The sequence below is a fragment of the Zoogloea sp. genome (assembly GCF_028693495.1).
In the GTDB taxonomy this organism is placed as follows: Bacteria; Pseudomonadota; Gammaproteobacteria; order Burkholderiales; family Rhodocyclaceae; genus Zoogloea.
The window spans coordinates 1-19,848 of the sequence record NZ_JAQUVG010000065.1 but is presented as its reverse complement, the minus strand read 5'-3'; the positions used below and the strand labels follow the sequence as shown (position 1 = coordinate 19,848).

Genomic DNA, 19,848 nt, shown 5'->3' with positions numbered 1-19,848 from the left:
GTGGCTCTTGCCGTGTTTCTTCGTCCAGGTGGCGTCGAGGTCCTTCTGGCGCCGCTTGGCGGGCTTCCAGCCGGCCGGCATCGCGCCTTGCTCGATGAGCGCTTTCTCGCCCCGACTGTTGTGCTGCCTTGGGCGCCGGCACCAGGGTCGCGTCGATGATCTGCCCGCCGCGGGCGATAAAGCCCTTCTTGAGCAGCTGCGCCGAGACGCCGTCGAACAGCGCCTTGGCGCCCGCTTCGCCGATCCGGTTCTCGAAGGTCCACACCGTGGTGCGATCGGGGATGTTCGTCGCGTTCGCCAGCCCGCAGAAGCGCTTGTAGCTCATGCGGTCGAGCAACTGATACTCCATCTGCTCGTCCGACAGGGTGTACAGCCGCTTCAGGATCAGGATGCGCACCATCGTCTCGGTCGGGTACGGCGGGCGGCCACCTTGCGTACTCACCGGGCGCGGCGCAATCCGATCCACCTCGGCCGCCAGCGCCGCGAAGTCGATGTACGACTCGATCTCGGCCAGCGGATCGCCCAGGGTGTCGATCTTCTTGCGGTGGTGATCAAAGGCGAACAGGTCGGTCTTGATGGCGCTGCGTGGTTTCATCGGGGTAGATGGCAACGGGGTTCAGGACGGCAGAATTTTACCAAGGAGCGGGTGGGGCGAGGTTTTTCGAGGCGCCCCCTTGGTGGAAAACCCCAACGGTAACTTGCGCTCAGGGGTGATACCGTTCATCTCCTGTTTTCCGTATCCGTCATCCCGTGGATTCACGCAATACTCTTGCCGGTATCGCCTTTGGTCTGGGTGCCTATGGCATCTGGGGCTTCTTCCCGCTTTTTTTTCGTCAGCTGGGGCATGTGAGTCCCATCGATCTGCTGTCCAACCGCGCCCTGTGGGGCTGCGTCTTTGTGGCCTTGATCCTCAGCGTGCGGCGACAGTGGGGGGCCACCCTGGCTGCGGCCAGGCGGCCTGGTACCCTGCTGCGCCTTGCGCTGGCGGCCGTGCTGGTGGCCTCCAACTGGCTGGCCTTTCTTTGGGCGGTGGACCAGCGCCAGGTGGTGGCCTCCAGTCTGGGCTATTTCCTCACGCCGCTGTTCAATGTGGTGCTGGGCATGCTGGTGCTCAAGGAGCGCCTCAATGGCAAGGAGTGGGCGTCGGTGGGATTGGCGGTGGCGGCGGTGGGCTGCGAGTTCCTGACCCTCGGAAGCCTGCCGTGGATTTCCTTGTTCATTGGTGCCAGTTTTGGCTTCTATGGTTTGGTGCGCAAGCAGGTGCCGGTCAATGCGATCTCCGGTCTGTGGCTGGAAACCCTGACCATGCTGCCGCTGATCGGCCTGTACACCTTGTGGCAGAGCAGCCAGGGACAGGCGGTATTTACCGGTCATGACGCCCTGACCCAGGGTTTGCTGCTGGCGGCAGGGGTGGTTACGGCGTTGCCGTTGATGCTGTTTGCAGCGGCGACCCAGCGCCTCAATCTGGCCACAGTGGGCATGCTGATGTACATCAATCCGACCTTGCAGTTCCTCACCGCCATTCTGGTGTTTGATGAGCCCCTGCAGCCAGCCCGGTTGTTCACCTTCGCCTTGATCTGGGCCGGGCTGGGGCTGTACAGCTGGAGTGGCTGGCAGAAATACCGGGCTGCGCGGGCTGTGTGAGTCGGGCATGATGCGTCTTTGGCGCTGTCGGGGATGTTTCCATGCGTATCGGGGTTGACCTGGGCGGCACCAAGATCGAAATCATTGCCCTGGGCAGATCGGGGGCGGTCATGGCCCGGCGCCGCATCCCTACGCCCCAGGGGGACTATCCAGCGACGCTGGCTGCGGTGGCTGGATTGGTCAGAGGGCTGGAGACGGAACTTGGCCAGAAAGGCAGCGTCGGGGTGGGGACTCCGGGGGCCCTGTCGCGGGTGACCGGCCGCATCAAGAATGCCAATTCCACCTGCCTGATCGGCCAGCCCCTCCAGCAGGATCTGGAGCGTCTGCTGGAGCGACCCGTGCGCCTCGCCAACGATGCCAATTGTTTTGCCCTGTCGGAGGCAGCGGATGGGGCGGGAGCGGGTGCAGGGGTGGTGTTTGGAGTGATTCTGGGGACCGGTGTCGGTGCAGGGATCGTGGTGGAGGGTCGAGTGCTGGCCGGTGCCAACGGAATCGCCGGGGAATGGGGGCATAACCCCTTGCCCCTGCCCTCCGGGGCGGACTTGCCCCTGCCGGCCTGCTATTGCGGGCGTGCCGGCTGCATCGAAACTTACCTGAGCGGCCCCGGCCTGGCGCTGGACCACGAGCGTCATGGCGGGCAGGCCCTCAGTCCCGAGAGGATCGCGGAGGCAGCCGCGGCAGGGGACCGCGCGTGTGAAGCCAGTCTGCAGCGCTATGAGGTGCGCCTGGCTCGGGCGTTGGCCGGAGTCATCAACCTGCTCGATCCTGATGTAATCGTTCTGGGGGGTGGGGTGTCAGGGCTGGGCCGACTGTATTCCACGCTTCCCAGCCTGTGGCGTTCCCATATTTTTTCCGATCGGGTGGATACCCTCCTCAAGCCCGCGTGCCATGGGGATGCCTCGGGGGTGCGCGGTGCGGCCTGGCTCTGGCCTTCCGCAGAGTGATTTTTTCTGCCGTTTTGGAGTGAGACAATTGGCTGCGCGAAGCGCAAAATGAGCAGTCCGGCGTGCATCGCGTCTTCTCCCGTTCAGGATCGTCACCATGTGGCTCAATGCAAACCCTTTTTTGCAGCGCCTTTACTGTTTTACCGAGCTTGTCGGTCGCCTGACCCTGGCCCAGGTGGATGCGGCCCAGAGGATGCAGTTCCTAGCGGCACGGCTCAACCTCGGGGTGAGTGGCGCTTACCTGCGGGCCCGGATGTTGCCTCGCAATGACGTGCTCTCTGCCAGCGAGCGGGCGGTGCTTGAAGAACAGCAGGTACGCCTGCTGGAGGCGGGGGCGGAGGGGTGTGTGACCATCCTGCGCCACCAGATCGATGATCTGACGCGTGCGCAACTGGATTTCGTGCGCCAGCTCGGTGGTCTGTCGAGTCTCCCGGAGCTGGCCTCCGCTCTCCCCGCACCGGGAGCGCTCTTTTCAGTCTGGAACGTCCTCGGGAGTCAGCCCGGGTTGGTCAGCGCAAGGGAATGACCAGCGGCGGAATGCCGATTACCACGGCCGGGTTCTGGGCGTAGGCGTAACGGGGCGGCGGAGCGTAGTAGGGGGCAGGCTGGTAGACCACCGGAGGGGGCGCGGCCCGGTAGCCGTGGTGGCGATGGTGGTGGTGCTTCCAGTGCTTGTGGTGCTGATGCTGGCCGTAACTGTAGTGACGGTGATCATCGCCCCGATGGCCGCGATCGGCGCTGGCACTAAGGGACAGGCCCATGCCCAGGCCGGCGATCAGGCCGGCAGTGATCAGTTGGCGAAGGGTTTTCATGTTTGCACTCTCCTCGGGGTTGGTGCGCTGAGGATAGCGGCTGTTGTTTTCCCGGGGCGGTGGCCTTTGTAAGCAAATCTGAAGTGGCAACGGTTTGCCCACACCCAGCTGGAGGGGGTGCGCCTGGACCGCGCTTCATTGTGGAGACAGCGGCGGGCGGTGCGTGGTCCGCTGGTGTGCTTCCACCAGGGTCTGGCGCCAGCGCTGGATGGCCTCGGCGAGGGCTTCCCGGGCGACAGGTTTGGTTACATAGTCGTTCATCCCCGCGCTCAGGGCAGCCTGGCGCTCCTCGGTCATGGCATCGGCGCTCACCCCGATGATGTAGGCCGGATTGCCGGCCTCCCGCAAGGTCCGGGTGGCCAGCAGGCCATCCATGCGGGGCATCCGTGCGTCCATGAAGATCAGCTCGTAGGTCTTGCGTGCGCAGGCTGCCACCGCATCTTCGCCGTCTTCCGCGTGGTCGATGGCGGTGGCGCCGAAGCGTTCCAGCATCTTGCTGAGGACAATCCGGTTCACTGGATTGTCTTCCACTACCAGGATACGGGTGTTCTGGCGCAGGATCGAGCGGGGAGGCTCTGCGACCGGTGCTTCATCCATTACGCCGCTCTCCAGCTCGAGCACGAACCAGAACTGTGAGCCCACCCCCTCTTCGCTGTCCACGCCGATCTCGCCGCCCATCAGTTCGCAGAGCATGCGGCAGATGGCCAGGCCCAGGCCCGTTCCCCCATAGCGGCGGGTGGTGGACATGTCAGCCTGCTCGAAGGGGGTGAAGATGTGGCGGCACTTGTTGGGCGCGATGCCGATGCCGCTGTCGCTGATTACGAAGCGCAGCCCCACCCGGTTGCCGGTCCGTGGTCCGGCCTCGACGCTTACGTGTACGTGTCCGGCTGCAGTGAATTTGAAGGCGTTGCCTACCAGGTTGATCAGGATCTGGCGTAGCCGGGTCGGGTCGCCGATGAGAACCCTGGGAATGGCCTCCTCCACCTGCAGCCGGAATTCCAGCCCTTTTTCGGATGCCCGGGGCCGGAACAGCTTTTCCACCTCGCGGACAACCTGCCGGAGGTCGAAGCCCACACTTTCGAGACGCATCCGGGCGGCCTCGATCTTGGAGTAGTCGAGGATGTCGTTGATGATGCCCAGCAGCGCTTCGCCGCTGCTGCGGATCGTGGCGATGTACTCCTGCTGCTCGGAGGTGTGGGGAGACATCTCCAGCAGTTGAGCCATACCGATGATACCGTTCATCGGTGTGCGGATTTCGTGGGACATCATCGCCAGGAAGTCGCTCTTGGCCCGGTTGGCGCTGTTGGCAGCGTCGCGGGCAGCGATCAGTGCCTGCTCGAACTTGCGCCGCTCAGTGACGTCGGTGATGCAGAACACCCGTCCAATGATTTGTTCGTCATGGCGGGCCGGGCGGGAGCTCACCTCGAAGAAGCGGCCGTCCCGGAGGGCGAGGAGATCGAAGGTTTCCTTGAGGTCGCAGCAATGTCCGGTGAGCATCTCGCGGAGGACAAGCGGCACTTCCACCAGGCTTTCCATGTGGCTCAGCAGGGTGCCGTCTTCATGGCGGGAGAGCAGGGCGTCGGGAAGTTCCCACAGGCTGGCCATGCGACGATTCATGTTCACCACCCGGGCTTCCCGATCCAGCACCAGGATCCCGTCGGCGGTGGCTTCCAGGGTGGCGCGCAGGCGGGAGGCCATCCGGGCCAGTTCATCCTCGGCCTTGCGTTGGGCGCCCACGTCGGTCGCCCGCACCAATACGCCTTCAGGAATACGTCGGACCGATTTTCGGGCGGTCAGCAGGCTGTCGTCGGAGCGACGGTACAGACCCTCCTGGATTTGTTCCTCGCTGCCGCCTCCACTGCGGATCTCTTCCCAGAAGAACACGTCGGCCAAGGCACATTCTATGTCGGTGATGGTCATCCCGGTCAATTGTGTGGGCGGGTAACCCAGCAGGCGGGAGGCCGCCGGGTTGGCTGCCAGGATGGACAGGCTGTCCGGATCCACCAGCAGCAGGATTTCCTCGGCGGCGGCAAGCAGGGCATCCTGATAGTGAGTGTTCATGACTGACCCCCTTTGCGGGAGTCGGCATCAAAATAGTAGGTCACCCGCTTGCGGGGACTGAGGTAGTCGTACACCTCGGGGGGCAGCTGGATCGGCCGCAGGGCTTTGGCGATATTGATATCCGGCTCCTCCTCAAGATCAAGCATGATGGCTTCGTCCTTGGGAATGTCCGGGTCATAGACGGTGACCCAGGGGCGCAGGGGTTTGGCCGGGTTCACCGAAGACACCAGGGCGATGGCGTCGTTGGAGAGCTTGACCACGGTCCCGGGGGGATACACCCCCAGACAGCGGATCATGACCTGCAGGGCCTTGATGTCGAATTTGCCGCGGCGCTGGGCGAACATCAGGGACAGGGCCTCATGGGGCGTCATGGCCTTGGCCAGATCCAGTGGGTTGCACAGGTTGTCGTAGTAGTTGACCAGGGACACGATGCGTGCGAGGGGGTCGATCTGGTCACCCTTGAGTTTCTTCGGATAGCCGGTACCGTCAGCCAGTTCGTGGTGCTGGCCGATGATGCGCAGGACGGGTTCGGGCAGGCCAATCTGTCTGCCCAGACGTACGCCGTACTCGCAGTGCAGTTCGCGCAGGTTACGTTCGGGGGTGCTCAGTTCGTGACGGGGGCGGGCTATGCGGTCAGGAATGTCGTTCAGGCCCACATCATGGAGGAGGGCGCCCACTCCGAGCAGCTGGCAGGGGCCGCGGGGAAAGCCCAGGTCCCGGGCGAGCATCATCGAGAGGATGCTGCTGTTGAGGCCGTGGTAATAGGTTTCTTCGGTGCCTGAGTGCTCACCCATCACGTGTAGCGCTACCTCAGGCTGATCCAGGAAGGCCCCGACGATCTGGTTAACCAGCTCGTCCACTTCTTCGAGGCATTCCTTGGGTCGGGCAAACAGGTTCTTGTTGATGTTGCGCATGACCCCTGCCGCCTTCACGAAGGCCTTTTCCACTTCGATCACCTCACGCTTGCGCTGGGCCAGGCGGGCGATCCGCTCCCGCTTGGCGGCCAGTGCCGGATTTTCGGTTTCGATGGCGGGCGCCTTCTGCGCAGGTGTTGCAGAGGGGGGCAGAGATGACCGCATGCCTTGCGGCTGTACATCCGAGCGATCCGGGTCGTAGCGGAAGTGCTTGACGCCCAGTCCCCGCAGCTCCTTCACCTGGTCCGGGTTGCGGATCTTGAAGCTGTTGAAGCTGAAGGGATGGCTGAACCACGGCAGGTCGATATGGACGAACAGCCCGACACACAGCTGGTCAGGCGTCACGACGAAGTCCTGGTGGGGGTTTGGCGGCATCAGCTTGGGGATAGACGGAGAGATGACCTGTTTTCGGCCAAGAATGACGGAAGTTTAATCCTGGAGCGATCCCTCGCCCAGAGTGTGCGTCGGGTGCCGAGTGTTCCTTCAGGTGTTTTCCTTCACCAGGATCACGTGCACGGAACGCGGCCCATGGGCTCCAAGCTGGATGACGAGTCCGATGTCACCGGTACGGGAGGGACCAGAAATGAGGTTGGTGGCCCGGGGCATGCCTCCGGGCTGGGCCCGCAGCAAGGCCCAGGCATCCTCGAAGTGACGGACGATCTGCCCTTCGTGCAGGACCACCACATGATGGTCGGGCACGAAGTTGAGGGTGGTCGGGCTGTCGGGGCCAGAGGCGAGCATCATGCTGCCGATTTCGGCGATGCCGGCCAGGCAGGGGGTGACCGACAATATCTCGTCCCTGCCAGCAGGGCCGGGGTGGTGGATGAAGTCTGCCGGCCAGGGCAGGCTAAGCAGCGGCCGGGCCACAGCCGCCCGGGGGGGCAGACCATGGCGCTCCCGGTAGGCCGCTACGGCGGCGGGAACGTCGAGGTGCTGGCTGACCCGCACCACGCTACCGGCGCGGCTCTCGAATTTCTCGATGAAGCGCTGGATCAGGTCGCCGTCAAAGGCGATCCGGGTGTGTGCGGGGTGGGCGGCATCCAGCGCAGCAGCGGCTTCACTTGGCAGGGGACCACGCCCCAGGCCGCTGCGGATCTTGGCGAGGATGGCTTGGCGGGAGTGGGACATGGTAGTCATTTCCGGCCCTGACGGGCGTGCCAGAGTTCGAGGAAGGTCTGGCCTTCGGGAGCGGGCAGATCCCGGATGTCGGTCCATGCCCGAGCGAAAGGCAGCTGACTGATCCGGCCCTTGCGGCCTCCCATGCGCTTGAGCAGGCGTGCCGCGATCCGGTTCGCGAGCTGATAGAGCTTCGGCCGTCGCGCCACGAAGCGCCAGGCGCCCAGGGCCTGCCGTTCGCCCTCGGGACGCAGACCGTGTCGATGTTGCTGGTGGCGCAGTTCGCGAAGCAGTTCCGGCAGCGGGATGCGCACCGGGCAGACCGACTGGCAGCGGCCGTTGAGGGTACAGGCGTTGGGCAGGTCGCGGGTGGCATCAAGGCCGACGAAGAGGGGGGTGAGCACGGCACCCATCGGCCCTGGATAGACCCAGCCGTAGGCATGGCCACCGATAGCCCCATACACGGGGCAGTGGTTCATGCAGGCGCCGCAGCGGATGCAGCGCAGCATGTCCCGGAAGGGGCCGCCCAGCATGCCGGAGCGGCCGTTATCCACCAGCACCACGTGGAATTCCTCGGGACCGTCCAGGTCACCCGGGCGGCGTGGGCCGGTGGAGAAGGTGGTGTAGCTCTCGGTTTCCTGGCCGGTGGCGCTGCGGGCCAGGATGCGCAGGAACAGGCTCACATCCTCCAGGGTCGGAACGATGCGTTCGATGCCGCTGGTGACGATATGCACCTTGGCCAGAGTCTGGGTCAGATCGCCATTGCCTTCGTTGGTGACGATCACAGAGGAGCCCGTTTCGGCCACCAGGAAGTTGCCCCCGGTGATGCCCACATCCGCCTTGAAATAGCGGTCCCGAAGCACCAGGCGGGCCTCGGTCACCAGATCACCGACGCTGGTTTTGGCCGGGCCGCCGTGGGCTCGGGCGAACAGTTCCGAGACCTGCTCCCGGGTCTTGTGGGCTGCGGGGGCGATGATATGGGAGGGCGGTTCCTTGGCCAGCTGGATGATGTATTCGCCGAGATCGGTTTCCAGGACCTGATAGCCCTGGGCTTCGAGGGCATCGTTCAGACCGATTTCCTCGGACACCATGGATTTGCCCTTGGTGATCGTGCGGGCATGGACCCGCTGGCAGATGTCCAGGATGACCTGACGTGCTTCGGCCGCATCCTGGCACCAGTGCACATGGCCGCCGGCCTGGGTGACGGACTCCTCGAAGCGTTCCAGGTAGTGGTCCAGGTGGTCCAGCACGTGGTTCTTGCGGTCCCGGGCTTCGTCCCGGAGACGTTCGAATTCGGGCAGTGCGGCCGTCAGCTCGGCGCGTTTGTGAACAAAGCTGATGCGGGTCCGGGCGAGCGCTTCGCGCAGATGGGGATCGGCCAGGGCGGTGGCGGCCTGTTCCCGGAACCGGGGGCTCTGAACGATCATGTTTCCGTACCCCCTCCCAGACCGGCACCGTCGGCCATGCCGGCCAGCACCTCGGCGGTATGGAAGACCTTGATGGGGTGTCCGTCCCGCCGCAGCTTTCCGGCCATGTGGAGCAGGCAACCCAGGTCGCCCCCCAGCAGGGTGTCCGCACCGCTGGAGAGGATGCGGGCGATCTTGTCCTCGACCATCCGTCCCGAAATCTCCGGATATTTGACGCAAAAGGTCCCGCCAAACCCGCAGCACACCTCGGTATCTTCCATTTCGGCCAGTTTGAGCCCGTCCACCGATCCCAGCAGCAGGCGGGGCTGGGTCTTGATGTTCAGGCTGCGAAGGCCGGAGCAGGCGTCGTGGTAGGTGGCGCAGCCGGGATAGCAGGCTTTCACGTGGGTCACGCCCCGCACGTCGGTGAGGAAGGACAGGAGCTCGTGGCTCTTGTCCGCCAGCGCCCGGGCCCGGGCGCTCCAGTCCTGGTCGTCGGCCAGGAGGCGGGGATAGTCCGCACGAAGCGTGGCCATGCAGGAGCCCGAGGGGCCGACCACGTAGTCGTAGCTTTCGAAGACCGCGATCATTTGTCGCGCCAGAGTCCGGGCCGCGTCGTAGTCGCCGCTGTTGTAGCCCGGCTGGCCGCAGCAGGTCTGGGCGGAGGGCACGTCCACGTCACAACCTGCGTCTTCCAGTAACTGGACCGCGGCAAAGCCCACATTGGGCCGGAACAGGTTCATCAGGCAGGTGGCAAACAGGCCGACGCGTGGCCGTATTGCAGGAGCGTTGGGCATTGAGGGATCTCCTTCGCAGGTCCTGGATGCTAGGCCGGGGGCTTCGTGAGGGCAAGGGTGGGAAACCCGGAGTGGAGCGACGGCGTCCGGTAATGCTCGGATAGGGGAAATCCACAGGGGGAGGGCCTGCTGCAGGACGCTGCGGTCTTGTTACTGTCCACTCCCCTGCGTTTCCTGCATGCATTTCATGACCATGGATCTCACCGGCTGGCTGGTCAGCGGCCTGGCGGTACTTCTGACCGGCATCTCCAAATCAGGAATGGGGGGCGCCCTGGGAGGACTGGCGGTCCCCTTCATGGCCATCTGGCTGGGTCCCGGGGAGGCCCTGGCGGTGATGCTCCCCGTGCTGATCGCGATGGATCTGGCGGGAATCCGGGCGTGGCGGGGCAAGGCGGCCCGCGAGGAGCTGTGGCGTCTCGTCCCGGCGGCCCTGGTGGGCATCGTTCTGGGGAGCCTGGTCTTCGGGATGCTTTCGGAGCGTACGGTGAAGGGCGTGCTGGGGACGATTGCCGTGGTGTTCGCAGGCCACCGCCTGCTGCGTCGTGTGCCGCTGGAAGCCTCGCCCGGACCATCGGGGCGGATCTTCCCATGGTTGTGCGGGGTTGGTTCCGGTGTGACCAGCACCCTGGCCCACGCGGGGGGGCCGCCGGTGCTGATCTACCTGTTGACCCGGCGCCTTTCCCGGGTGCCCCATGTGGCAACCCTGGTGTACTTCTTTACCTTCATCAATCTGGCCAAGCTGCCTTTTTATATCGGGATCGGCTTGTTTTCCCGCGACAGCCTGCTGATGTCCCTGGCCTTCCTTCCCCTGGTACCGGTAGGGGTCTGGCTGGGTACCCGTTTGCTGGCGAAGATTCCCGAGCGCCCGTTTTTCCTGTTCGCCACCGCGGCGCTGGGGATCTCGGGCATCGTGCTGCTGCGGGATGCCCTGATGGTCTAGGACTGCTGGAACAGGCGCAGCAGCAGTTTGCGGGCCTCATCCAGGAGCAGGGTGCTGGAGGCCACCAGGGTGGCCAGGCCCCACTGGCTGGCGTTCAGGTCCACGGTGTCGAAGACCTGCTGGGTCGGTACCCAGTGCACCGCCAGGACCTGCAGTCCCACCACCCCGGCGAGGGCGAGCCAGAGCTTGCCGTTGCTGAAGAACTGCTTGTTGAAGGCACTGCCATGTTCAGCCCGGGCGTTGAAGATATTGAAGAACTGGAATAGCACGAAGGTGGTGAACGCCAGGGTTCCGGCCAGTTCCGGGCCCCCTTGGGCCAGGCCCCAGGCATAGATGCCCAGGGTGCCCGCAGCCATGGTCAGGCCGTAGAGGCCGATCCGGCCCATGCGCTCTGGGGAGAGGATTGCGGCGCGCACGCTCCGCGGAGGCTGGTGCATGATGCCCGGCCGGGCAGGCTCTACCCCCAGGGTCATGGCCGGAGGGCCGTCCATGATGATATTCACCCACAGGATCTGGATGGCCGTGAAGGGCGTGGCAAAGCCGAAGAATGGAGCCCCCAGTACGGTCAGGATTGCTCCGATGTTGGTGGACAGCTGGAAGCGCACGAACTTGACGATGTTGTCGTAGATGGTCCTCCCCTCTTCGATGGCGCGGACGATGGAGGCGAAGTTGTCGTCCGTGAGGACCAGGGTGGCAGCTTCCCGGGTCACCGCCGTTCCCGTGATGCCCATGGCCACACCGATGTCGGCAGTCTTGAGGGCAGGGGCATCGTTCACCCCATCGCCGGTCATCGCAACCACATGGCCGCCCGCCTGCAGGGCTTCGACGATCCGGGTCTTGTGCTCAGGGGTGACCCGAGCGAAGACGGCGGCCTCGGTCACCATGCGGGCGAGGGCGGGGCCCGCAAGTCCGTCCAGCTCGCGGCCTTCATGGACCTTGCCGGTCAGGCCCAGTTCGGCGGCGATGGCCGCTGCGGTGGCCCGGTGATCTCCCGTGATCATCTTCACCTGGACGCCTGCCTGACGACAGGTGCGGATCGCGTCCCGGGCTTCCGGTCGGGGTGGGTCGATGATCCCCACCAGGGCCAGCAGGGTCAGGTCTTCGGCGAGGTGGGACAGATCGGCGCTGGGGTCGAAGCCTTCCGCAGGCAGGGTCCGGCCCGCCAGGGCCAGGACCCGCAGGGCGTCCCCAGCGAGGGCCTCGTTGGTGGCCTGGAGCCAGCTGCGGGCCTCTGCATCAAGGGGGGTCTCTCCCTCCGCCGTCAGTTGCCGGGTCGCCCGGGCGGTCAGCACGTCGGGAGCCCCTTTGATCCACATCCGGATGTACTCGCCTTCCCTGTGAAAGGTGGCCATGAACTTGTGGGCCGAGTCGAAGGGAATTTCGGCAATCCGGGGGCTTGCTGCGCAGACCGTGGCCGGGTCCACCCCCGCCCGCAGGGCCAGGGCCAGCAGTGCGCCTTCAGTGGGGTCGCCGATCAGCTCCCCTTCCCGCAGGCTGGCGTCGTTGCACAGGATGGCGGGGGCGAGTACAGGCATCAGGTCGGGCAGAGGGTGGTCGTCACCGGGCTGGATCCGGCCTGGACCGGTGTAGCCTTCGCCGCTGACCGTCAGGCGTCGTCCGTGAACGATCAGGGCGCGGGCGGTCATCTGGTTGAGGGTCAGCGTCCCGGTCTTGTCGGAGCAGATCACGGTCGTGCAGCCCAGGGTCTCCACTGCAGCGAGTTTCTTGACGATGGCGTTGCGTCCGGCCATCCGGTGCATACCCAGGGCCAGGGTCACGGTGACTACCGCCGGCAGGCCTTCCGGGATGGCTGCCACGGCCAGGGCGATGGCGGTCAGGGCCGTTTCCATCAGGTCGTTACCCCGGGCCAAGCCGGCAACGAACATCAAGGCCACCACCACACCCGCAATCAGCGCCAGACGCTTGCCCAGGGCGTCCAGCTGAACCTGCAGCGGGGTGGCGGGCTCGCTGGTGTCCGAGAGCAGGCCTGCCAGGCGTCCCATCTCGGTGTTCATGCCCGTGGCGGTGACCAGGGCCTCGAGGCGTCCCCGCGTGACCACGGTGTTCATGAACAGCATGTTGTGGCGTTCGGCCAAGACCGCATCCTCCGCTACCGGCAGCTCATCCTTGGTGACCGGAGCCGACTCTCCCGTGAGGGCCGCCTCGGCCACCTCGGCCGAACGGGCAAAAAGCACCCGGGCATCGGCGGCGATGCGCTCCCCTGCTTCCACCAGCAGGATGTCCCCGGGGACCAGGGTAGCCGCATCCACTACCTGGACCTCTCCTTCCCTCCGGACCCGGGCCGTGGGAGCAAGCATGTCGTGGAGGGCTGACAGGGCCCGTTCGGCCCGGTTTTCCTGAAGAAATCCTAGGGTGGCGTTGAGCAGCACGACGACACCGATCACCAGGGCATCCTTCAACTCGCCGAGCAGACCGGCCACCACCGCAGCTCCGATCAGGATCAGGATCAGCAGGCTCTGGAACTGGGCCAGAAAACGTTTCCAGGCGGGTACCGGCGGTTTTTCAGCGAGGCGGTTGGGACCGTGGCGTTCCAGGCCGATCGCGACCTCGGCGGTACTCAGACCCCGGGAGGGGGCGCTGCCCAGGGCCGTACTGGCCTCGTCGGCGCGGAGGGCGTGCCAGCGGTGGGGAGGGGGAGCGGATTTCATGGTGGGTTCCGGGTCAGGGGCCGTGGCTCCAGGGGGGCCGTCAGGAAGGCGATTTGAAGGTTCAGGAGAATGAAACCACGGTTAAGGGGAGTCGTATCTGGACCGTCGGAGTTTCGTGCCTGGGGGTTGGGCTGAGCGCTGAAAGTCGCGCAGACATCAGGGCTGACAAAGCTTCGCACGCCAATGGTATGCCTGAGCATGAGGACCGGCCAGATGAATAAACACTACGGAGGATTCGAGAAAGTCGAAACGCCGGAAGGGTGTCCATGTCTCCCGGGCGATGGGCACTCCCGGTGGCTTGGGCGCAGTCGTGTCATGAGATGCGTGGGCCGAGCATACTCCGCAGGGCCTGGCGAACGGCCTGAACGATCTCTTCCCGGCGGGGTTGGGCGTTGGTGCGCAGCAGGATCCGGGCCGCCCGGGTGAGCGCTGCCACTTCGTCCTGCATGGCCTTTTCGGCGACCTGCCGGCTGGCGCGGCTGGCTGGCGCGTTGGGGCGCTGGGGGGCTCCGACTTCATCGCGTACCTGGCGCAGGGTGGCCAGGGCACCGGGAGCCGAGTGGGTGAACAGACCGCCTTCAGTGCGCTCGCCGCTTTCACTGGCCCGGGTAAAGGCTTCGGTGACGGTCAGGGCGCCTGCCTGGGCCAGGGTCAGCACCGAGGCGAGGGTGGTCAGGGCCACCGGATCCCGGCGCACTTCCAGGGCCATCAGGGTCCGGAATCCCCCGAACCAGCCGCTCAGATGCCTGGCCCGGACAGGCATTTCGCCGCTGCGAAGGAGCTCCCGGGCGGCTTCCGCCACGAAGCGGTCATTGCCGATGGAGGAGAGGGTGGCGGCCACGTCCCGATAGCGTCCGATCCGGATGCGCCGCACCTCGGGGCTGGCGCCGGTCACGATGGCGTCCCCAAAGGGGGGCCGGCGGATCACACCGCGGGCATCGTCTCCCCCTATCGCCAGCACTTCCTGGCCGCCTCGCGGCAGTGTGGTGGGAAGGGTGGTGCTGACGCCGGCCAGGCCAGACCCCGCAGGGACCGCACGGGGTGCTTCGTGGGTGCCGCTGGCGGTGACCGGGGATCCTGTGCTGGCGCCGGCGAGTTCCTGGTCCGCCACAGCGCGGATCTCGCGCAGGAGGGTCAGCTCGTCCTCTGTGAGGGGGCGCCGTTCGGTGGGGTTGATCTCGCCCCGGATCCACCAGCGATCGCCCTCGAAGACGGCATCCAGTGCCCGGAAGCCGTAGCGGACCCGGATCGCCCCGATCAGCCCATGGATCAGGGTGGCGTTGAGCCGGCTGCCACCGGGCCGGCGGCCCACCGCGGTCACCGCGGTATCCATTCCCAGGCGCAAACGTGTCCGGGGGTCGGCAGGAAGGCCGGCCTGGGCTACGAAGCGGCCGAGTCGGCGAGCCTGGGTGACGATCCAGTCGACCACCCGGTCCAGGGCTCGATCGATGGGGCCCCGGATTCCCTGGATGAGCTGGGTCACTGCATCGCTGATCCGGCCCAGCCCCATGAGTCGGGCCAGGAAGCTGATCACCAGGGTCAGCAGGCCGGCCATGGTCTGCTCTACCCGGTTGGCGGCCGCTGTGACCGCGCCACTGGCGATCGCCGCCAGGGAGTCGATCAGGGAGGCCCCCACCTGGGCAATCTGGCGCAGCCGCTCCACCAGGAACGTTACCGTGGTGTAGATGGCGAGGATGGCCTGGATGAAGGCCCCCGCCGGGTTGAGGCTGGCCACCAGGCGGGTGATGGCGGCAGTGACGATGGTGTTTCGTACGAAGGTCATGATCTGCTCCATGACCATCTCGCGCAGGTTGGAGAGGCTCTCCTGGATCCGCTCCCAGGCAGCGGCAGGCCCCTGACGGACCAGGGTCACGACCATGTTGAAGCCGGTTTCCATTGCCGTCACGGCGGGCTCGCCTACCACCCGGACCAGTTTGCCACGGAGGTGTTGCCAGCTCAGGCCCAGCACGCTGAGGACGAATTTGACGATCTCCGGGAGGGTGAAGGACCGGGGAACATGCAGGTTGGCCCCGTTGAGGGTGCCCGTGAGCCAGCCGAGCAGCCCCGCCCGCAGGTGGTTCAGGAAGCGGCCGGCAAACTGACGCAGGCCCGTGCTTGCTGCCCGCACCAGGTTGCGGATGAAGCCCGCCGGGTTGGCGATGATGGTCCGCAGGGCGCCGGCTGCCCGGCGCAGATAGGGCGTCACGCTGGGGGCGACTGCTTCGAAGAGGATCTCCAGCAGGTGAATCACCTGCTGACCGGCCCATTGGAAGAATTGTCCCGCGAAGCTGCCGAAGACCCGCCCGACCCGGGTGAAGGTCTGGACCGGTGTGAGCAGGTCGGCGATACCCAGGCGGTGCAGGGTGTCCATGAACAGTCCGGGCAGGCGGCCGACAACGCCCACCAGGCCACCCAGGGCGCCTTGAAACCAGCTCCAGGCCCGTTCTACGGCATGGCCCCGCAGCAGGTTCTGCCAGACTTCCCCCTGACCGATCAGGCGCATGAAGCCGCCGATCAGGGTGGCTGCCGTCCGTGGAACGGCTTCTCCGGTGATGGGGTTGCTGCCGAGTACGGCACACAGCAGATCCCACCCCTGGGTGCCTTGGGCCAGCCCGGCCAGGGGGCGCAGGAGTGCCGTGCGGATGAATTGCAGCACCCCGGACAGCAGGCTGCCCACGAAGTCGCGGATCCGGGTGATGGGTTCGGTGACGATACGCCGGGCCTGCGCCCAGACATCGTTGAGCCGGAGGAGGTCCCGCCAGCCGAGCGTGCTCAGGAAGTGCTCCAGTGTCGGGCGGATGCTCCCGGCCACCTGTCCCAGGCTGGCTGTTTGTTGCTGGATCCAGCCGGCCACCCTGTTGATTATTGCGTGGTTGTCGAGGGCCCGGGTAATCAGTGCGCCGCCTGGCATGACTTCCACCATGGCCCGCAGCAGGTTTGCCGGCGAGCGTTCCACCGGGTGCATGGTGATGGGATTTCGCCCCAGGACCAGGGTGCACAGCCGGAAGCCGGGCAGGTGCCTGGCGTGGTCTGCGAAGTAATCCCGCACATCGCCTGTCCCCAGGCGTTGGACGGTGGCGCGGCTCGTCCCGGTGACCGGGAGGGGGTTGTGCTGGGGCTGGGGGGCGGCACCCTGCTGGATCGTGTGGGTCAGTTCGTGGGCGATCAGTTCGCGCCCCTCCGGGTGGGTGGGTTGCCAGGCGTCCTGGCCGAAGAAGATCTGGTGTCCCACCGTGAAGGCGGCCGCATTGAGCTGGCGACTGGCCTGGGCAGCGGGGGTATCAGTGTGGATCCGGATGGCTGAAAAATCGGTGCCGAAGCGGGGCTCCATGAACGCCCGCACTGAAGGGGGCAGGGGTTGGCCACCGGCAGGCAGTCCGGGCACCGGGTTGTGTGCCTGGATGGGAGGGGTGGCCCGGTGTTGCCGATGAGCCAGGAGGCCTGGGGATGTCCGCCGGGGCCGGTCGATGGGCCCAGGGGACGGCATGGTCACCACCTGCCGGGCGATCCGGGTGGCTTCCTGTTCTGCTGCGTCCCGGGGGCTGGAAACCCGCAGACCGCTGAGGGGCGGTGCCCCGCCTGAGGCGCTGCGCATCACCGAGGGGGTGGCGGGGGTCCGTGTGGGCCGCACCCGGGCTGCGTGTTCCGGAGCGCGCAGGGCCAGGCGTGGGGGGACGGCGTTCATTGGCCAGCCGGGCCTAGGGGGTCCGGCCCTCCTTGAACAGTTCGCGGCGCAGCCCTTCTTCCACATCCGTCAGGCGTACGTAGTGCTCGTCCCGTCCGAGGGTCTGCAGGCAGGCATGGCGCACCACGTTGAGGATGGTGCCGCCTGAGATTTCGTGGCGCCGGGCCAGAACAGCCAGGTCGACGGCGGGTTCCAGTTGCACTGCGGCCGGGAAGGCCTCCTGCCACAGACGCAGCCGTTCCGGTGGGCGGGGCAGGGGGAAGCTGACCACCGATTGGAAGCGACGCAGGAAGGCGTCGTCGATGTTGTGGCGCAGATTGGTGGCCAGGATCACCACTCCGCGGAAGGCCTCGATACGCTGGAGCAGGTAGCTTACCTCCTGGTTGGCGTAGCGGTCGTGGGCGTCGGAAACCGTGGTACGTCTGCCGAACAGGGCGTCGGCCTCGTCGAAGAAGAGGATCCAGCCCGCCGCTTCGGCGGCGCTGAACAGGCGGGCCAGGTTTTTCTCCGTTTCGCCGATGTACTTGGAGCTGACCTGGGATAGGTCCACCCGGAAGACCGGGCGTTTGCAACGCTGCCCCAGCAGGCACGCGGAGAGGGTCTTGCCGGTGCCGGAGGGGCCGTGGAACAGGCTGACGTAGCCGGGGGAGAGGCGGCGCCCCAAGCCCCAGTCTTCCAGCAGGGTCTGCCCGTGGTTCAGCCACAGACCGATGTCCTCCAGCTGGGCGAGAGTCTGGGCTGGCAGGACCAGGTCAGTCCAGTTGAGGCCGGTGGTGACCCGGCGGGCGGGCAGGCCTGCGTCCGCCTCTTCGGGCAGTGGCAGGCCGGGCAGGGCTTCGGCCAGGAAGCGGGGAGAAGGGAGAAGGGGGCCGGTGGGGAGCTCGCTCTCCGGGAGCGTGCCGATCCGCAGTGCGTCGCTGCTGGCCAGGCGGCCCTCCGGAGCCAGTCGGCGCAAGGCGGCGAGGCGGGCACCGAGGGCATCCCCAGCCAGCAGGAAGCAGGCCGTCTCGCCGCTGGGCAGGCAGGCCGGGCCATGGCCCAGGGCTCCGAACTCGGTGTAGGGCCGCTGGGTGACCTCGTTGCGGGACCACAGCACGTCCAGTAACTGGGGACGCAGGCTGGGTGCCAGGGCGAGAGCCAGGATCAGCCGGTCGGCGGAGTCCAGGCCGCGGCGCTGCACGGCATCGGCGTAAGGGCACTCCGGCTGGTCCAGGGAAGGCGCATTGACTGGCAGGGCCGGAGATGTCGGTGGCCTGCCGAAGTAGGTGTCAATGCGGGTCTGCAGGCAACGGGCCAGCCACTCCAGCTCGGCTTCAAGAGTGATGGCCACTGCACTGAGCAGGCGGTCGGCGGGGGCCATGTCGGGGAGACCGGGCAGGTTGTGGGTGTTCATCGCGGAGGCTCCCACTCCACTCGCAGGGGCGTCCTCATCCAGGGCAGGCGGACCAGCCCGAACCCCCAGGGCAGCAAGCCGAGCAGCATGTCGAAGGATTCGGTATCCACGCGCAGCTGCCAGGCCTCATCCTGCTGGATCAGGCTGCCCGGGCGTTGCAGGAAGGCGCTGCGCAGGCTGTCGATCGCGGTGCTGCCCAAAGCCTTCCAGTGACCGAGCGCGGCCTCCAGCAGGGCCTGACCCTCCATCTGCTGGGAGGGTGCCAGTGCCGGGGGTGTGAAGGCCAGGGGTTCGTCGGGTCCGTGGCCCAGCAGCAGCTTGACGAAGGGCAACTCGAACTCGTGGCAGTCGATCTGTCCCGTGGCCAGCCAGTGGAGGAGGGTCGCTGCGCCGGGCAGGGAGTGGGTGGCGAGGGGCCCGTTCTGCCCCAAAGGATGCATGCCGGTGGCGTTCAGGAGCCGGGCCAGCCAGGGGTGGAGCAGCACCAGACCGGCGTGGGGTACCCGAACCCCCGGGGCTGGGGATTCCAGCAGGGGAGAAGGACGGGTTGAGGGACTTGGGATGAATGCCTGCGGGGTACCGTTTCCGGTTACCCCGGTGCTGGAGAAGCACTGGTGCCCGGAGGCGTGGGGCTTCAGTGACGCCTCTAGCGCTGGGGGCAGGCAGGGCGCTGTCTCGGTCAGCCAGGCTGCAAGTTCGGGTGCGGGTGTGCCGGTGGCGACCTCAGCGCTGCCCCTCCAGAGCAGCCACAGGGCCCGGGCGGCCACGGTGTCGCTGCGACTGCCGCCGGCCTGGGCCAGAGCGAACAGGTGGGTTTCGGCGGGCGTGGCGCTGGGTGGGAGGGGATGAGCCTCCAGAAGGGTTCTCTGCGTGGGTGCGTCCAGCAGGTCCAGCCAGCGGGCCATGGCCCCCGTTCGCTCCCGGACGGACAGGCCAGTGAGGGGAGGCGGGACGCCCAGGGTTGTCCAGAGGTGGGCCGCGTCCTGCAGCCAGGCCAGCACCTGTTTCCGGGGTAGTCCAGCCAGGGACCAGTCCACGCTGCCTGTGGCCAGGTATCGGGCGAGGCTGTGCTGGAGCTGCAGATCCTGGTCTGCAGGAAGGCTTGGCGGTGAGTGATGGGAGGGTTGTGCTGCGGGGTGGCCCAGGCGTCGTCGGGTTTGGGCGATCAGGGGGGGCAGCCATGCGGCGGGCAGGTCCAGCGCCTGGCCGACCAGAAGGATACGGGCCTGGCCGGTCAAGGGGGGAGGTGTGCTCTGGCCATGGAGTGCGTTGTTGAGGGCCTGGGACAGGGCTGCCGGGTCGCTATCCATCCGTTCGGCCAGCGTCCGGGCGACGACCATGATTGTCTCGGCATCCCCTGTTTCAGGGGCTGAGCGAGTGAGGGGGAATCGCTCTAGTGGATCCGGGAGACCGGGCGAGGAAGCCGGCGAGATCCCGGGAACCTCGGGAGAGTCATGGGAGGTAAGG

General features: G+C 66.4%; 14 protein-coding genes and 1 pseudogene. 4 read left to right on the top strand and 11 right to left on the bottom strand.

The window, feature by feature from the left end:
• Positions 1 to 595 (bottom strand): annotated as a pseudogene (locus PHD22_RS11360) (IS5 family transposase); the annotation flags it as partial.
• A gap of 155 nt (positions 596 to 750) precedes the next feature.
• Between PHD22_RS11360 and rarD the strand changes: the two are divergent.
• From rarD to PHD22_RS11345, 3 genes are all read left to right on the top strand, one after another.
• Entirely contained in the window at positions 751 to 1,644 is an 894-nt protein-coding gene (gene rarD / locus PHD22_RS11355; protein WP_299866626.1) for an EamA family transporter RarD, read from the top strand.
• Between the two features lie 41 nt (positions 1,645 to 1,685).
• Positions 1,686 to 2,588 (top strand): ROK family protein, encoded by a 903-nt coding sequence (locus PHD22_RS11350; RefSeq protein ID WP_299866623.1) that lies wholly within the window; start codon positions 1,686 to 1,688, stop codon positions 2,586 to 2,588.
• Between the two features lie 97 nt (positions 2,589 to 2,685).
• Positions 2,686 to 3,114 (top strand): hypothetical protein, encoded by a 429-nt coding sequence (locus PHD22_RS11345; RefSeq protein ID WP_299866621.1) that lies wholly within the window; start codon positions 2,686 to 2,688, stop codon positions 3,112 to 3,114.
• Here the strand turns inward: PHD22_RS11345 and PHD22_RS11340 are convergent.
• The 6 genes from PHD22_RS11340 to PHD22_RS11315 form a co-directional block, all read right to left on the bottom strand.
• Entirely contained in the window at positions 3,098 to 3,400 is a 303-nt protein-coding gene (locus PHD22_RS11340; protein ID WP_299866619.1) for a hypothetical protein, read from the bottom strand. The two genes, PHD22_RS11345 and PHD22_RS11340, sit on opposite strands and share 17 nt — an antisense overlap.
• 135 nt (positions 3,401 to 3,535) lie before the next feature.
• The gene (locus PHD22_RS11335) at positions 3,536 to 5,461 is read right to left on the bottom strand and encodes a PAS domain-containing hybrid sensor histidine kinase/response regulator (protein WP_299866616.1); all 1,926 of its coding nucleotides are present in this window, start codon (positions 5,459 to 5,461) and stop codon (positions 3,536 to 3,538) included.
• A complete protein-coding gene (locus tag PHD22_RS11330; RefSeq protein WP_299866613.1) occupies positions 5,458 to 6,720 on the bottom strand; it encodes an HD-GYP domain-containing protein in 1,263 nt (420 codons plus the stop codon). The genes PHD22_RS11335 and PHD22_RS11330 overlap by 4 nt, the downstream gene beginning before the upstream one ends.
• 138 nt (positions 6,721 to 6,858) lie before the next feature.
• A complete protein-coding gene (locus PHD22_RS11325; protein ID WP_299866610.1) occupies positions 6,859 to 7,503 on the bottom strand; it encodes an LUD domain-containing protein in 645 nt (214 codons plus the stop codon).
• Between the two features lie 5 nt (positions 7,504 to 7,508).
• Positions 7,509 to 8,918 carry a LutB/LldF family L-lactate oxidation iron-sulfur protein gene (locus PHD22_RS11320; RefSeq protein WP_299866605.1) on the bottom strand — a complete coding sequence of 470 codons (1,410 nt, stop codon included), beginning with the start codon at positions 8,916 to 8,918 and terminating at the stop codon, positions 7,509 to 7,511.
• Positions 8,915 to 9,694 (bottom strand): (Fe-S)-binding protein, encoded by a 780-nt coding sequence (locus tag PHD22_RS11315; protein WP_299866602.1) that lies wholly within the window; start codon positions 9,692 to 9,694, stop codon positions 8,915 to 8,917. The genes PHD22_RS11320 and PHD22_RS11315 overlap by 4 nt, the downstream gene beginning before the upstream one ends.
• Before the next feature lie 187 nt (positions 9,695 to 9,881).
• On the opposite strand from PHD22_RS11315, the gene PHD22_RS11310 reads away from it, so the two are divergent.
• Entirely contained in the window at positions 9,882 to 10,634 is a 753-nt protein-coding gene (locus PHD22_RS11310) for a sulfite exporter TauE/SafE family protein (protein WP_299866599.1), read from the top strand.
• Here PHD22_RS11310 and PHD22_RS11305 read toward each other — a convergent pair.
• The 4 genes from PHD22_RS11305 to PHD22_RS11290 all read right to left on the bottom strand — a co-directional run bounded on the left by PHD22_RS11305 (position 10,631) and on the right by PHD22_RS11290 (position 19,721).
• Entirely contained in the window at positions 10,631 to 13,303 is a 2,673-nt protein-coding gene (locus tag PHD22_RS11305) for an HAD-IC family P-type ATPase (RefSeq protein ID WP_299866596.1), read from the bottom strand. The two genes, PHD22_RS11310 and PHD22_RS11305, sit on opposite strands and share 4 nt — an antisense overlap.
• Before the next feature lie 313 nt (positions 13,304 to 13,616).
• Positions 13,617 to 16,988 (bottom strand): DUF4157 domain-containing protein, encoded by a 3,372-nt coding sequence (locus PHD22_RS11300; RefSeq protein WP_299866593.1) that lies wholly within the window; start codon positions 16,986 to 16,988, stop codon positions 13,617 to 13,619.
• A 13-nt stretch (positions 16,989 to 17,001) separates the two neighbouring features.
• Positions 17,002 to 18,381, bottom strand: a complete 1,380-nt coding sequence (locus PHD22_RS11295; RefSeq protein ID WP_299866590.1) for an ATP-binding protein — start codon at positions 18,379 to 18,381, stop codon at positions 17,002 to 17,004.
• Entirely contained in the window at positions 18,378 to 19,721 is a 1,344-nt protein-coding gene (locus tag PHD22_RS11290) for a contractile injection system tape measure protein (protein ID WP_299866587.1), read from the bottom strand. The genes PHD22_RS11295 and PHD22_RS11290 overlap by 4 nt, the downstream gene beginning before the upstream one ends.
• Positions 19,722 to 19,848 lie beyond the last annotated feature (127 nt).

What these genes read in the sequence shown, in the direction of transcription:
- PHD22_RS11350 (WP_299866623.1), top strand. Translation starts at nt 1,686, where the DNA reads ATGCGTATCGGGGTTGACCTGGGCGGCACCAAGATCGAAATCATTGCC.
- PHD22_RS11345 (WP_299866621.1), top strand. Translation starts at nt 2,686, where the DNA reads ATGTGGCTCAATGCAAACCCTTTTTTGCAGCGCCTTTACTGTTTTACC.
- PHD22_RS11340 (WP_299866619.1), bottom strand. Translation starts at nt 3,400, where the DNA reads ATGAAAACCCTTCGCCAACTGATCACTGCCGGCCTGATCGCCGGCCTG.
- PHD22_RS11335 (WP_299866616.1), bottom strand. Translation starts at nt 5,461, where the DNA reads ATGAACACTCACTATCAGGATGCCCTGCTTGCCGCCGCCGAGGAAATC.
- PHD22_RS11325 (WP_299866610.1), bottom strand. Translation starts at nt 7,503, where the DNA reads ATGTCCCACTCCCGCCAAGCCATCCTCGCCAAGATCCGCAGCGGCCTG.
- PHD22_RS11320 (WP_299866605.1), bottom strand. Translation starts at nt 8,918, where the DNA reads ATGATCGTTCAGAGCCCCCGGTTCCGGGAACAGGCCGCCACCGCCCTG.
- PHD22_RS11315 (WP_299866602.1), bottom strand. Translation starts at nt 9,694, where the DNA reads ATGCCCAACGCTCCTGCAATACGGCCACGCGTCGGCCTGTTTGCCACC.
- PHD22_RS11310 (WP_299866599.1), top strand. Translation starts at nt 9,882, where the DNA reads ATGACCATGGATCTCACCGGCTGGCTGGTCAGCGGCCTGGCGGTACTT.
- PHD22_RS11305 (WP_299866596.1), bottom strand. Translation starts at nt 13,303, where the DNA reads ATGAAATCCGCTCCCCCTCCCCACCGCTGGCACGCCCTCCGCGCCGAC.
- PHD22_RS11300 (WP_299866593.1), bottom strand. Translation starts at nt 16,988, where the DNA reads ATGAACGCCGTCCCCCCACGCCTGGCCCTGCGCGCTCCGGAACACGCA.
- PHD22_RS11295 (WP_299866590.1), bottom strand. Translation starts at nt 18,381, where the DNA reads ATGAACACCCACAACCTGCCCGGTCTCCCCGACATGGCCCCCGCCGAC.
- PHD22_RS11290 (WP_299866587.1), bottom strand. Translation starts at nt 19,721, where the DNA reads ATGGTCGTCGCCCGGACGCTGGCCGAACGGATGGATAGCGACCCGGCA.